Annotated in this window: 12 protein-coding genes and 1 pseudogene; 3 read left to right on the forward strand and 10 right to left on the reverse strand. The window is 55.6% G+C overall.

The genetic code is table 11. The annotated features are described in order from the left end of the window. Positions 1-13: 13 nt before the first annotated feature. The 5 genes and pseudogenes from RAC89_RS09465 to RAC89_RS09485 all read right to left on the reverse strand — a co-directional run bounded on the left by RAC89_RS09465 (position 14) and on the right by RAC89_RS09485 (position 4,666). Complete coding sequence (locus RAC89_RS09465) at positions 14-682, reverse strand: HD domain-containing protein (protein WP_306613193.1); 669 nt, start codon at positions 680-682, stop codon at positions 14-16. Positions 683-684: 2 nt separating this feature from the next. Further along, complete coding sequence (locus RAC89_RS09470; RefSeq protein WP_306613194.1) at positions 685-1,002, reverse strand: hypothetical protein; 318 nt, start codon at positions 1,000-1,002, stop codon at positions 685-687. Between the two features lie 177 nt (positions 1,003-1,179). Then, positions 1,180-2,739: pseudogene (locus RAC89_RS09475) on the reverse strand (IS1182 family transposase). Between the two features lie 131 nt (positions 2,740-2,870). Beyond that, positions 2,871-3,761 (reverse strand): alpha/beta fold hydrolase, encoded by an 891-nt coding sequence (locus tag RAC89_RS09480; protein WP_306613195.1) that lies wholly within the window; start codon positions 3,759-3,761, stop codon positions 2,871-2,873. A 110-nt stretch (positions 3,762-3,871) separates the two neighbouring features. Further along, positions 3,872-4,666 (reverse strand): AraC family transcriptional regulator, encoded by a 795-nt coding sequence (locus tag RAC89_RS09485; RefSeq protein ID WP_306613196.1) that lies wholly within the window; start codon positions 4,664-4,666, stop codon positions 3,872-3,874. Positions 4,667-4,820: 154 nt separating this feature from the next. Between RAC89_RS09485 and RAC89_RS09490 the strand changes: the two genes are divergently transcribed. Continuing rightward, entirely contained in the window at positions 4,821-7,064 is a 2,244-nt protein-coding gene (locus RAC89_RS09490; RefSeq protein ID WP_306613198.1) for an FAD-dependent oxidoreductase, read from the forward strand. A gap of 43 nt (positions 7,065-7,107) precedes the next feature. On the opposite strand, the gene RAC89_RS09495 is transcribed toward RAC89_RS09490, so the two are convergent. Then, positions 7,108-8,100, reverse strand: a complete 993-nt coding sequence (locus RAC89_RS09495) for a PfkB family carbohydrate kinase (protein ID WP_306613199.1) — start codon at positions 8,098-8,100, stop codon at positions 7,108-7,110. 282 nt (positions 8,101-8,382) lie between these two features. Here RAC89_RS09495 and RAC89_RS09500 point away from each other — a divergent pair, with 282 nt between their 5' ends. Further along, positions 8,383-8,475 carry a YjcZ family sporulation protein gene (locus RAC89_RS09500; protein WP_284642333.1) on the forward strand — a complete coding sequence of 31 codons (93 nt, stop codon included), beginning with the start codon at positions 8,383-8,385 and terminating at the stop codon, positions 8,473-8,475. 63 nt (positions 8,476-8,538) lie between these two features. On the opposite strand, the gene RAC89_RS09505 is transcribed toward RAC89_RS09500, so the two are convergent. From RAC89_RS09505 to RAC89_RS09520, 4 genes are all read right to left on the reverse strand, one after another. Then, positions 8,539-9,129 (reverse strand): spore coat protein, encoded by a 591-nt coding sequence (locus RAC89_RS09505; RefSeq protein ID WP_306613200.1) that lies wholly within the window; start codon positions 9,127-9,129, stop codon positions 8,539-8,541. A gap of 131 nt (positions 9,130-9,260) precedes the next feature. After that, on the reverse strand, positions 9,261-9,890 hold the full coding sequence (locus RAC89_RS09510; protein ID WP_306613202.1) for a stalk domain-containing protein: 630 nt from the start codon (positions 9,888-9,890) through the stop codon (positions 9,261-9,263). Positions 9,891-9,918: 28 nt separating this feature from the next. After that, a complete protein-coding gene (locus RAC89_RS09515; RefSeq protein WP_306613203.1) occupies positions 9,919-10,773 on the reverse strand; it encodes a helix-turn-helix domain-containing protein in 855 nt (284 codons plus the stop codon). 148 nt (positions 10,774-10,921) lie between these two features. Beyond that, positions 10,922-11,686 carry a phytanoyl-CoA dioxygenase family protein gene (locus RAC89_RS09520; RefSeq protein ID WP_306613204.1) on the reverse strand — a complete coding sequence of 255 codons (765 nt, stop codon included), beginning with the start codon at positions 11,684-11,686 and terminating at the stop codon, positions 10,922-10,924. A gap of 208 nt (positions 11,687-11,894) precedes the next feature. Between RAC89_RS09520 and RAC89_RS09525 the strand changes: the two genes are divergently transcribed. After that, positions 11,895-13,556: a hydroxysqualene dehydroxylase gene (locus tag RAC89_RS09525; protein WP_306613205.1), complete on the forward strand. Its 1,662-nt coding sequence runs from the start codon at positions 11,895-11,897 to the stop codon at positions 13,554-13,556. The last annotated feature ends 32 nt before the right edge of the window (positions 13,557-13,588 follow it).

Raw genomic sequence — 13,588 nt, forward strand, 5'->3', positions numbered from 1 at the left:
CCATTATAAGCACTTATACCTCCGCGTCGTTAGCCCGCCATTCTGCATAAAATTGCTCCAAAAACTGCTCCATGAAGCGATGCCGCTCCTCCGCCACCCGGCGCGCCGCGTCTGTGTTCATTAGCTCCTTCAGCTTGAGCAGCTTCTCATAAAAATGATTGACCGCTGTTCCCTGCTCCTTCCGGTACTGCTCCGCGGTCATCTGTTCACGCGGCTGCAGCTCAGGATTGTGCATCGCTTGGCCCTTCGCTCCCGAGTATGCGAACGTTCGGGCAATGCCTATGGCGCCCAGCGCATCAAGCCGGTCCGCATCCTGTACGACGCGCCCTTCTTTCGTGCGCATCGGGGTGCCGTGTCCGCCGCTGTAGGACATCGTCGCGATGATCTCCAGCACGTGCTCGCGATCCGCCTCATCCAGGTTATGGCCCGCAAGCCAGGTTCGAACCTTATCCATTCCCGCTTCCTTGCTGGGATTGAGCTTCTCGTCCGCGACGTCATGAAGCAGTGCCGCCAGCTCACAAATAAACGAATCCGCTCCCTCCCCTGCCGCAAGCCGCTTCGCCATCTCCGTAACCCGCACAATGTGCCACCAGTCGTGACCGCTGCTGTCCCGCTCCAGCTCTTGCCTCGCATAAGCCCTTGCCTGCTCAAGGACGTGTTCCGTCCGATTTTGATCCCTCATGATCAATCTCCTCCCCCTCCGTCACTGCCACTGTCACTACCTCCGCCGCCTCCGTCAGAGCCGCTTCCGGAATCCTCTGAATGGGAGCCGGTACGGTAATCCTCGCTATCATCTTTAAACGGCCTTCGATGGGTGTCGTCGTCCTCTGAAGGCCGCCCGTCTTCTCCCGTATACACCGGATCGTGGGTGTGGCGGGAGAAGCCCGCAGAGGGGCTTGCCGCCCCGGAATTCCCGTTCCCGCCGGATGAGGCTGCTTTCGCAAGCGAAACGATAATAATCGCTATCGCTGCGATCAATACGATCATAAACAAGACAAACATGCCAAACCCTCCCATCCGCTCAACACTAATATCAAACATGCAAATATTGTAACTCGCCCGGCATTTCCTTGCAAAGCCAAAGAAAGAGGCTGCCCCAAAAGTAGCGAAAAATCTACTTAAAGGGACAGCCCCTTTTATACAACCCCATATTTCGTAAAAAAAATGGCCGGACAGGGTTCATTCTTGCCCGACTATATGTCTTTTTTGCTCCGTGGTTACCACCTTAAGCAAATTGTGGGCAAGCGAAAGCCACCCGACCTCCAGGCTTACTTTTGGTAAGCCGCGAAGCAGGAACCTCCGGAATCCCCGGTTATTTTTCATTTGTCCAAACACACTTTCCACTTCAACCATTCGCTGAACGGAGAGCTTGCGTCCATCTTCGCTTCTTAATTTTTCTCTAGCTACTTTTTTCTAGCGAAGATACTCCAAGCTGACCCTTATTTCGCGGCTGCGTTCAGACTTGGTGCATTTCTCTTTGAACGGACACCCCTCACAGTTCTCACTCCGGTAGATCCTTAGCTTGACCCCGTAGCCACTATCGGTCTTGCTCTTGCTCTCCCTAATAAAATGCAGCGTTCTTCCGTTTGGGCATACCCAGTTGTCTTTGTCCTCGTTATACGTCCAGTTCTCTAAGCGGGACACATCGTTTCGCCATGCCTTCGAGACTTCCTTATGAAAGGAATTGTATTTCACGAGCGCTTCCATGTTTTCTTTCTCTAGGTACGCGTAATTTTCTTCGCCACCGTAGCCCGCATCGGCGATGACGGTTTTAGGAAGGCGACCAATCGTCTCTTTTACCTTGTTAAGATGCGGGATGAGGCAACGTGTATCTGTCGGGCGTTGGTGGAGGGAGTAACCTACGATGAATTGGTTCTCTGTGCCAACTTGTACATTGTAGCCGGGCTTGAGTTGACCGTTACGCATGTGGTCTTCCTTCATTCGCATAAACGTCGCATCTGGATCCGTTTTGCTGAAACTATTTCGTTCGCCAAGGATCTGAAGCTGAGTTTCGTACTTCCGCTGGCGGGGAACAAAATCCTTACGCAGCTGCCGTACCGCTTTCTTTACCGTTTTGTTCTTTGGTTCACTCTTCAGCTTGGCTTCTAACATAATTAAAGCCTCCTCCATGCTCTCGCTTGTTAGGTCGATATCTTCACCCAGCTCGAGCAGGTCCTTGCCGTTGTGCTCTTTATCTTCCTGAATCTCCTACTGTTCAATCTCAATAAAGAGCTGCTTCACTTTCTCTTCCAGTCTGGCCTTCTGTTTCTTGACAGCCTTTCCCCAGACGAAGGTATACCGGTTTGCGTTGGCTTCAATCTTCGTGCCGTCAACGAAGTAATTCTCCAGCTTGATGTAGCCTTCGGCCACAAGCAGCTGCAGAATTCCTGCAAAGATTTTCTCCAGCTGGTCTTTCATCCGCTCGGAACGAAAACGATTGATGGTGCGGAAGTCGGGCTGCTGACGACCTGCCAGCCACATGAATGGGATGTTTTCGCGAACAGCTTTAGCGATCTGTCTAGACGAGTAAATGCGTTGCGAGTAAGCATATACAATGATTTTCGTTAGCATCTTCGGATGGTAGCTATCCCGACCGCCTCCGGGATACGCAGATGTAAACAAGCGGTCGTCCAAACGATTGATGAAATTATTAATAACTCGCGCTATGTGACGTGGGGGGATGTCCATTTCCAAATCTATTGGCAGACATAGCTGATCCATGGTATATTGAATAAACAAAGAAACCTCTCCTTTCAATGGTTGCTCGACACTTCCATTTTACCAAGGATTGGTTTCTTTTTGTTTTACAAAAATGAGAAAAAGAGGCTTCCCTTAGTCATCTATGATGACTTTTGGGACAGCCTCTTTCTTTAATGCAGCTCCGCTTCAGGCTGCTCCGGCTGCAGCTCCTCCAGCAACGGGGGAAAAACATCCCTTAGCCCCTTCTCCGGGGAGACCGTATAGCCTTGGGCCAAGCGTTCCCTGGCCGTAGGGTGTACCAGCTCGATCCACTCGCGAATCACGCGATTTACGGCATCGTAAGCCTTCGTCGGCAGCTGATGGCGTTTATTCTCAAAAAATTTCAGCGAGCTGTTCGGCAAGCCGTCGTGCAATATTTGAGCGTAGCGGTGAAATAGCCGGTCCTTATCCCCGTATAGAAGAAGCATGGGGGCTGTAATCTCCTGCAAACGTTCCGTACATTTGTTGACATAGCTTTGCCTCAAATATTGCCGTTGGTTGCGAATATCTCCCTTAATGGCGGATGTATACAATCCTTTAAATGTCTCCAGGGAATCCGCATTCGCCGCGCAGAGCGCTGCGGCAAGGATGCGTTTGGCCCGTAAGGATGCCAGCTGAAGCCCCGTCCAAATTTCGCCGACCATCGAGAGGCTGCTGACCTCCGACATGGCGCTGATGAGGATGCCTCCATAGAAACGGTCCGGGTAGTTCATAAGCGCATGCAAAGCGACAGTACCGCCCGTGGAGTAACCGGCGATGTAGGCTTTTTTAATACCGAGCTCATCCATCAGCTCCCGAACGTCTTCCGCAAGCAGGCCGTACGTAACCGATTCCTTCGAATAGCTGCTTTCCCCATGGCCCCTTAAGTCAAACACGACCACCTGATAACGCTCCGACAGCTGCTTCAGCTGATACATAAACATCCGGGAAGTAATCATCGGCGGATGAATGAAAATAATGGGCACGCCGCTCCCTTTGACCTGATAATGTATCCTCGTCCTGTTGACATTGGCAAATGGCATGCTCCGTATCATCCTTCCCGTGCGGTAGTAGCTTGGCAGGGTTAGGGTTACCAACAATTAGCTGAATCATTCGAAGACGCTTCCGATCCGCCAAAAAAATGAAGCCGCCGTTATACTCGATGCGTTTTGCGATAAACAGAGGGACTGAGATGAAGCTTCTTGGTAAACATTCGGCTCAGATAAAAGCCGCTCTCATACCCGACGGCCTCCGCGATCCGGTCGAGCGTCAGATCGGTTTCCGTAAGCAGCGCCTGCGCCTTCTGAAGACGAAGCGAAGTGACGTAATCCATCGGCGTCTGGCCGAAGGCGGCTTGAAAGCGCCGGGTAAACTGGACCGCATTCAGCCCCAGCTGAAGACCTACCTCATGAATGGCTACCGGACCGAGCGCATATTGGTGCAGCTGACGGGCCGCCTCCTGCATCTCGGGGTCCGGGACACCACCTTTGGCCGCCGCCTGCCGCCGGCGCTCCGCCTCCACGCTCAGCAGCACCCACAGATCCTGCCAATAATGCTCCAGCCGCCTTTGCCTGAGATCATGTGCTAAGCCCTGCTGCATCGCCTGCTCCATGTATTGATACGTCGAGGCCAAGCGGTGATGATCCTTCACGGTCAGATGGACGGGAGGACGCGGCGCCTCATCTCCTTCGGAATCCAAGCCGAAAGTATAAAAATAAAACGAAACCGGCTCCAGCACCTCCCGCTCAAACACCGTAGAAGGAGGACAAAAAATGAGATCGCCGAAGCCGGCCTCCCCGGAGAAGCTCTCGATCCGATAACGGAACCGGCCGTCCGCTACCGCAAACAGCACCCAATCGGCATATTCGTCCTCGCGAAATTGAAACGCCGGCTTTTGCTTCCAATAAACGTGTGAAATCGTAATCGGGGCGATACGAGGATCCCACATGCCGTAACCCCCTTGAAATTTTGTATATGTCTATCGTAAATCCGTGTATGTAAAAAGTAAATAGCTTTCGATACAATTGGTTATGTGAAATGTTATCCGCTTTCAATTCAAGGTGAAATTTTAGATATTATATTTAATCTCGAGGTGACTGAAGATGAGACATGAAACGATTCAGACGGACATTACCGTCATCGGCGGAGGGCTCGCCGGGGTGAACGCCGCCATTGCTGCCGCCAGGCTCGGCCGTACGGTCGCTCTTGTGCAGAACAGACCGGTCCTCGGCGGAAACGCCAGCAGCGAGGTGCGCGTATGGGTATGCGGCGCGACAGCGCACGGTACGCAACGATATGCACGCGAAACCGGCATCATGGGCGAAATGTTCGTCGAGAACCAGTTCCGCAACCCGGAGGGGAACCCGTATTTCTGGGATTTGGTGGTGCTGGAGGCGGTCCGGGCGGAGAAAAATATACAGCTCTTTTTAAACACGGACGTGCATGAGGTCGAAGCGGAGGGCGACGAGGACGATCGGCGCATCCTTTCGGTAACGGGCTGGATGATGGGCTCCGAGCGGCGCATTCGCTTCGAAAGCGAGATGTTCCTCGATTGCACAGGCGACGGCTTGGTCGGCTTTCTTGCGGGCGCCAAATTCCGTCTTGGCCGCGAAGCACAGCACGAATACAATGAGGAATGGGCGCCGGAGGTAGCGGACGATATTACTCTCGGCAGCACGATCCTGTTCTACTCCAAGGATGCCGGCCAGCCGGTCAAATACATTCCGCCAAGCTTCGCAAAGGATATTACGAAAACGACCATTCCGATGAAGCGCGTCATTCGCAGCGGCGATTCGGGCTGCCATTACTGGTGGATCGAATGGGGCGGCGAGCTGGATACGGTGCATGAGAACGAGCGCATCCGCGATGAGCTGTGGTCCGTCATTTACGGCATTTGGGACTACATTAAAAACTCAGGCAAATTCAACGCCGAGAATATGACCCTCGAATGGGTGGGCACGCTGCCGGGCAAGCGGGAATACCGTCGTTTTGTCGGGGATTACGTGCTCAATCAGAACGATATTATCGCCCAGCGGGAATTTGAGGACCGGATCGCCTTCGGCGGCTGGTCGATCGACCTTCATCCGCCGCAAGGAATGTACTCCACGGAGAGCGGCTCGAAGCACATGCATATGGACGGCAACTACCACATTCCGTTCCGCTCCACGTATTCCGTGAATGTACGGAATATGATGTTCGCGGGGCGCAATATCAGCGCATCCCACGTCGCCTTCGGTACGACACGGGTCATGGCCACCTGCGCCGTGATCGGGGAAGCGGCGGGGACCGGTGCTGCGCTGGCCGTGAAGCACGGTACAACGCCAAGAGGCGTGTACGAGAACCATCTGGCCGAGCTGCAGCAGACGCTGTTGAAGCAGGATGCCTCGGTCATCGGACTGCGCAATGAGGACGCAGCCGATGCGGCAAGGCAAGCGACCGTTACCGCCTCCAGCACTTTGTGCCGCCTTGCTGTAGAAGCGCCGGCGGAGGCCGTGAAGCTGGATACGGATCTGGCTCTGCTGCTGCCGGTAGCACCGGAGCTCGAGAAGCTGGAGCTGCTTGTGGATGCCGCCGAGGCAACCACACTGCAGGTCGAGCTCTGGAGCACCGGCCGTGCCGAGAACTATGTGCCTCACACGTTCGAGGTATCCGGCTCTGCGGCGATTGGCGCCGGAGAGCGCCAATGGGTGAGCGTGCCGCTGGCGTGGAAGCCGGAAAGCGCGCAGAACGCCTTCGTTATCGTCCGCGCCAATGCGGCCGTATCCCTGCTGGCAAGCGACGTGCAGCAAACGGGCGTACTGTCCTTCAAGCGGGTCGGCGAAGGCCGCACGGTGAAGCAGCTGGAGGATCACACCCCGACGCAGCCCGTCGTCCAATGGTCGATGCGCGGCTTGAACCGGAAGCCGTTCTGCTTCCGCGCTTATCCGGAGACATCCGCCTTTGCCGCGGAGAACGTAACCGACGGGTATCTTCGCCCCTATGGCGGCCCTCACCTGTGGGTGTCGGAGCCGCTTGCCGGCGGGGAAGCTTCGGTTGAGCTGAGCTGGAGTGAAGGAACGGCGATTCAAGAGGTGCATATCGTCTTTAACGACGATGTGAACGAGGATTTGATCAACCTGCACCACCACCGGACCCCGTTCGAGGTTATCCCGGAGCTGGTACGCGACTACCGCGTGGAAGCGCTGATAGATGGGGCATGGACCGTGCTACACCGGGAGACGGCGAACCGCAAGCGCAAGCGGGTGCATCGTCTGGACGCTCCAGTGACAGCCGCGAAGCTGCGCCTGGCGGTCGAAGCGACCAACGGCACGCCTTATGCCGAGGTATACGAGATTCGAGTATATTAAGTGAAAAAGCCTGCAGCGAGATAATCCGCTGCAGGCTTGTTTTTTAGCTGCCGGGGTGGAAGGCTTCCGCCTCGGCTAGGGTAGGCAGCGCCGGGATCGCCCCGCGGCGCGTTGTCGTTAATGCGCCGACCTTGTTCGCGAAGCGGAACACGTCGTGCACCGTCGCCTCGTCGCTGAGGCGACTCACCACGCTTTCGGCCGTGACGCCCAGCTCCACGAGCCGGTGCAGCATGGCGCCGACGAAGCTGTCGCCGGCGCCGGTGGTGTCCACCGCGTGCACCGGGAAGCCGGGCACGCGAATGCGCGCGCCGCCGGACGTGACGACGCGGCAGCCTTCGCCGCCCAGCGTCACGACCAGCACGCGGGCGCCCAGCGCCAGCAGCCGCTGCTCCGCGGCGGCGGCGTCACTCTCCTCGGCGAGGAACGTCAGCTCCTCCTCGCCGACCTTCACCACATCGCCGAGCCCGATGTGGGCTAGCACCTCCTGACGCATGCGATCCGCGTCAGGCCACAGCATCGGCCGCAGGTTCGGGTCGTAGGACACGAGGCCTCCGGCCTCGCGCACCCTACGAGCCGCCTCCAGCGTGGCCGAACGGCAGGGCTCGGCGATCAGCGATACCGAGCCGAAGTGGTACACCGCCGCGTCCTCCAGCCACGCGGCGTCCACCTCCTGCGCCTCCAGCAGCATATCGGCTGCCGGCTCGCGGTAGAACAAAAAGTCCCGCTCGCCGTCCTCGCGGAGCGAGACGAAGGCAAGGCCCGTTCGCGCCGCATCCGTCTCCACGAGCCGGGCATCCACGCCGGCGTCCTCCAGCGTGCTGCGCAGGAACTGCCCGAACGCGTCGCGTCCCGTCTTCCCGATGAAACGGGCCGAGCCGCCCAGCTTCGCTACGGCCGCCGCTACGTTGGCGGGTGCCCCTCCCGCAGCCTTGCGAAAGGCGGGCACATCGGAAAGCGGCTGTCCGTTCGTCTCCGGGACGAAATCAATGAGCAGCTCCCCTAAGCATACGATTCTCTTTTTCCTGGATTCCGACATGATATCCCTGCCTCTCAAGCATTGTATCTACCAAGATAGCACAAACCGTTCCAAAATGACAAAGGCGTGCCCCGCAATGCAAAAGAACCTCCGCACCGGGAAGGCAGAGGTGACAAGTTAGGCGAGTGTCAGAATGCGCCGGCCGGGACCTACGACTAGGTTTCTACCCATTTTTCAAATCCCGGGCCTCTACCCACCCGTCTTTCGTCCCCGAGCATATAGTAGTATTGTACCGAGGCCACAAGCCCCGGAGAACTGAAGAACCTAAAGGAGGAATAACATATGACAGTTGCAGGCGGCTACACTTCCACAGGTGCGATTCTGGTGCTCTACATCTTGCTGGTGATCATCACACTGGGCGGCTTCTTAGTATAAGGATCGAATGGAAAAAGCCGAGCCGGAGAGCTATTGACTCCCGGTTCGGCTTTTTCTTCTTACTTATTGTTGAAAATGCGTCTGATAATTTTGCTGGCCCTGCGCCATCGGCGCGATGCCCTGCATCATGGTGCGCATGGTATGGTTCGCCAGCTGAGGAGCCTGGTAGAAGCCGCGATAGTTCATGTATTGGAACATCTCGTAAGCCATCTCCTGGCAAATATTAGCCGAAGTAGCATGGAACGAGCGGATATCCGGGTCAACGCATTCCGAAGCCCAAAGCATCGACATCATCGATCCGGTTTTGTGCATATTCAGCGCAAGCGTCGCGATCGTTTGGTCGGAAAGCTCGGTAGCATTCGGATTCGGCGCCTGCATCTGAGGCTGCTTCAAGCCTGTTTGCGGTCTTTCATACACGTGAAAATGCGGCGTGTGCGGCGCCATCGCCATGCCGCGGCCGCGCAGCAGATTGGAGAGGAAGTTGTAGCCCTCGATCATCCGGCGCTGCTGATTAAACAAAATATCCTTCAGATGCGTGTCCTTGGCCATCGCAAACATCACGCCGTACAGCTCGATGTTCGCTGCCTTCGTTCGAATCGCTTCCTGGGTCTCCAGGAACTCATGTGCGGCATAACGCGGCTGCTCGATTTGCATTTGGAAATCCTCCACTCACTTTTCCTTGAATTTGTTCCATAGAACGAAATTAGGATGCCTTACCTTCTCCGAAGCTATGTACAAGCTCCCGGAAAAGCTTTCGGAAGTGGCGGAATTGGGCAAAGCATGCGTTATTCGTAAAGCCCTTCCGCTACCGTACCGTCGGGGTAAACGATATACGTATGGACTGTACGCTGAGCCTCCGTTCCTTTCGCATACCAGAGGTCCATTCGTTCGATTGCGCCTTCGGTTGTCCAGCGAATGAAGAGCTGCGCGTCAAGCTTCCCTTTAAGCAAGCCCTCCGTATCCACATTCAGGCCCCCGTGCTTATAGTCGGCGCCGGCGCCAAAATCATACCTCGACACCTGCTGCCTGCTGCTGTCGATCAACGTGACGAAGGAGGGCTCGCCGATGATCGGCTTCACGTCCTTCTGGGACATTCCCCGCTCCAGCCGGTACTGAACCGACCATACCTTTTTATCCGAATCGCTACCGCTTGCCGGTGACGACTGTACCGAAACCGTGCGGGTCGTCTCATCATAACGTGCCCCTGCCCCCAGCTGCTCTGCCATGAAACGGACAGGCACATACGTATGACCGTCGTAATTCAGCACGGCAAAGCGGGATCCCAGATCCTTGGTTTCCCCGTTGAATTGAAACGTAACCGGGAATAACGTCGCTCGGATTTCATCCGATGCATATAGCGTAGTCGACGCCGCCAAGATCGCACCGCATAACAGTCCTAGCACAAATTTTTTCATCGGGTAACACTCTCCTTTGTTCGATGCTCTATGGTGATTCCTTCGATTCATGTGTCCAAAGCCGATGCTGCCGGCGATATTGCTGCGGGGTAGTGCCCGTCAACTTGCCGAACAATCTTGTAAAATAGTTCGCATCCTCAAAGCCGAGCCCGAACGCGATTTCCGATATGCGCCTGTTGCTCAGGATCAACTGCCGCTTGGCCTGCTCCATCTTGAGCTGATGCAGGAAGGCCAGCGGGGACATGCCGGTATGCTGCAGGAACAGCTTGCGCAAATGCGACTCGCTGAGCAGCACGAATTCAGCCAGCTCTCCGATCGATGGCAAGTATTCCGGATGACCTAACAAATAATCGACGATCGTATGAATCCGGCTGTCCATCGCAATCGAAGCGGCCGTGTCCGCCGGAGGCGAATGGGCCGCATGATCGAGCAGCGCGGACAAGATCCGCAGCAGGTCCGATTGGAGCAGCAGACTCTGACCGATCCTTTGCCGTTCGGATGCGTGGACTAGCATATGTTCAAATAAAGGCGCCAGCTCTTGAGCCGGATCTTCCGTCCGCACAGGCAGGCGGAGCAGCTCCGACCAGCTTCGGCCGCTCAAGAAGGAAATCTCCGCATCGAAGTTGACGCTGATCAGCGAGATTTCAGCCGAGATGGCATACACGGCGACCTCCGAGCCGGAGGGCAGCAAGTAAGCGCTGTCGCTTTCCCCGGAGTAGGTTGTCCCGTTGACGCTTAGAGAGAACCGGCCTTGCCGAACGTACCACAGGACGTTATGCTGAAGCTCTCTTGCGCCGATGCGCCAGCTGCTGTCCAGGGCATAATCCTTCACGTGCCAGAACCGGACGATAAGCGATTCGATAAACAGCTGCAGGGGAACCATCCACTCTCCTCCTAGCATGCCCTATTTCCCTCATCATAACGGATTTATACAAAGGATGCCAAGCCTCGAATACTGGAAAATCCATGGAAACCATTGGTTCTGCTGCGGAAAACATAAAAACGGCGACCGTCGCGCGGCCGCCGCTTCTTTAGGTTGCAGGTATGACTCCCTTGATGCTGTCGTTCAAACGAAACCGGTCCTCTCCGCTCACGAGATAAGTGCGGATTCGGCTTGTGTCGCCTCCCCACTCCTCCATAAGAAATTTCACCTCCGGTGTAGTGTATCGTACCGAAAAAGCGACGCGGGGAATATTCGAATCGTTGCGGTCCGAGCCATGGAAGGTCGCTTCATTGAAAAAAGCGATCTGGCCCGGGGACATCTCGACATCTACGGCCTTCGATTCGTCTATCAGCTCCGCCGCGATCCCCTGCGTAAAGGCGCTGCTCTCGTCGCCTGTCGAAGCATGCTCGACGATGCTGCGATGCGTCCCCGGAATAACCCGCAGACAGCCGTTTTCGCGAATCGACCACCCGAGGCTCACCCAAGCCGTAGCGTTAATTGCGGGCTCCATCGGCCAATAATTGATGTCCTGATGCCATGGAATGTATTTGCCGTTTCCCGGTTCCTTATACCAAAAATGCATCGCCCACAGCACCAGATCGTCCCCAAGAATTTGCTTCATTGCAGCTACGATGCCGGGATGCGTAGCCAGCTCGTAAGCCCAGCGGTGGCGCTGATGCCAGGCGGATAAATTCATCCCAGCCGGGCCCGGCTCGTACCGGGACTGTCCTAGAACCCCGAAGAAGCGTTCATAGTAATCATCCGCCTCTTGCAGTGTAAGCCCCTGAATCGGTCCGCAATACCCTTCCTCCCGATACTGCTCAATAGAAAACGGCTGTCCCTTCGTGATCATGCCCATCGGCCTCCTTTGTTATCGCTCTTCTCCTCTTTAGTGTACTTTCGGTCCCGGTTCGCCGGTACCCCCCGAATCGCTGAAAAGTAGCACAAAGTGATCATTGCGTTTTCGCGAGATTCGACCATTTTCCGCAGAAAAGGACTTTATTCCTAGGACTCTTTGTATTAAAATTGGAGGAAATAGGCAAAAAAAGGGGGATTTTCCGATGGGGAAACGAGTGGCTGTCCTAGGCGGCGGTGTAGCCGGTATGACTGCGGCCCATGAACTGATGTTACGCGGATTTGAAGTAGAGGTGTTTGAATTCAAAAAAATCCCGGGCGGTAAAGCGCGGAGCATGCCCTTTGAAGGGTCAGGCAAGGATGGGCGTCCGGACCTTCCGGGGGAACACGGCTTCCGGCTGTTCCCGAAGTTCTACAAGCATGTCATCGACACGATGAAGCGTATTCCTTACGGCAAACAAACCGTATATGACAATCTAGTGGAGGTGCCCCGGCTGAATATTTCGACGGAAACCCACCCGATGGTCGAGCTCGTCACCAAGATGGAGCTGACACCCGGTAATATTAAAACGGTGATTCACACCCTCTTCGATAACGGCCTGGGACTTACGATGGAGGACATCGACCAATATACGGACAAGCTGTGGCAGGTAATGACCAGCTGTGACGAGCGCCGCGAAGAGGAGTACCAGCGCATCGCCTGGTGGGATTTTATCGAAGCGGCCCAGCACTCCCCCACCTTCCAGAAGGTTTTCGCCAACATTACGCGCACTCTGGTAGCCTGCAAATCGACCAAAGCGAACACCAAGACCGTAGGTACAGTAGCCGCCCAAATGACAATGGACCTGTTAACGCCCGGCACCTCCTTCGTGCGCATCCTGAACGGTCCGACCAATGACCGCTGGATTCAGCCCTGGCTCGACTACCTGCGGGCAAAGCATGTAACCTATCATCTTGATGCCAAAGTGGAGAAGATCGATATCCGGGACGGTCAGGTGCAGAAGGTGATTGTCACCCGCGACGGGGTTACCTACGAGGTGGAAGCGGACTATTATGTCGCCGCCTTTCCTGTAGAGGTGATGGCTACGTTCATCACGGATGAAGCGGCCGATGCGCATGTGGACCTGGATAACATTCGTCGTCTGTCCAGCGCGGTGGATTGGATGAACGGCATTCAGTTTTACCTCAAAGAGGACGTTCCCGTAACCCCGGGTCACGTGATGTATTTCGATTCCCCCTGGTCGCTGACGTCCATTTCGCAAAAGCAGTTCTGGCCCCACGTTGATCTCAGCCAATATGGTGACGGTACGGTCAAAGGCATCCTCTCCGTCGATGTGTCGGACTGGACAACGCCGGGAGAGCTGCATAAAAAGCCGGCGATGGAATGCACGGCGGAAGAAATCCGTGAAGAGGTGTGGTATCAGCTGAAGAAGGGGCTGAATGTCGGCACGGAGATTTTGCGGGATGAGGTGCTCCACTCCTCGTTCCTTGATACCGATATCCAGTTCACAAACGGCGGGCAAAACTGCGTGAATATTGAGCCGCTGCTCGTCAACGAGGTCCATACCTGGCCGCTAAGACCGTATGCCTACACCAGCGTTTCCAACCTGTTCCTGGCCTCGGACTATGTTCGCACGAATACGGACCTGGCCACTATGGAAGGAGCTAACGAAGCGGCCCGCCGGGCGGTAAACGCCATTCTGGAGGCATCCGGGGTCGAAGCGGAGCGTTGTGAGGTGTTCGAGATGTACCGGTACGAAGCCTTTCATATCGACTGGCTCGCGCCTTGGCATTCGAATGACCGTACCCGCTTCCGCAAGGATGAACCGTGGGACGGCAGAACGGCAATCGGAGAATTGTTCGCCTAACGCACACCTCATCTCAAATCTGTTGTATAATT

The sequence above is a fragment of the Paenibacillus sp. GD4 genome (assembly GCF_030846225.1).
GTDB lineage: Bacteria > Bacillota > Bacilli > Paenibacillales > NBRC-103111 > Paenibacillus_G > Paenibacillus_G silviterrae.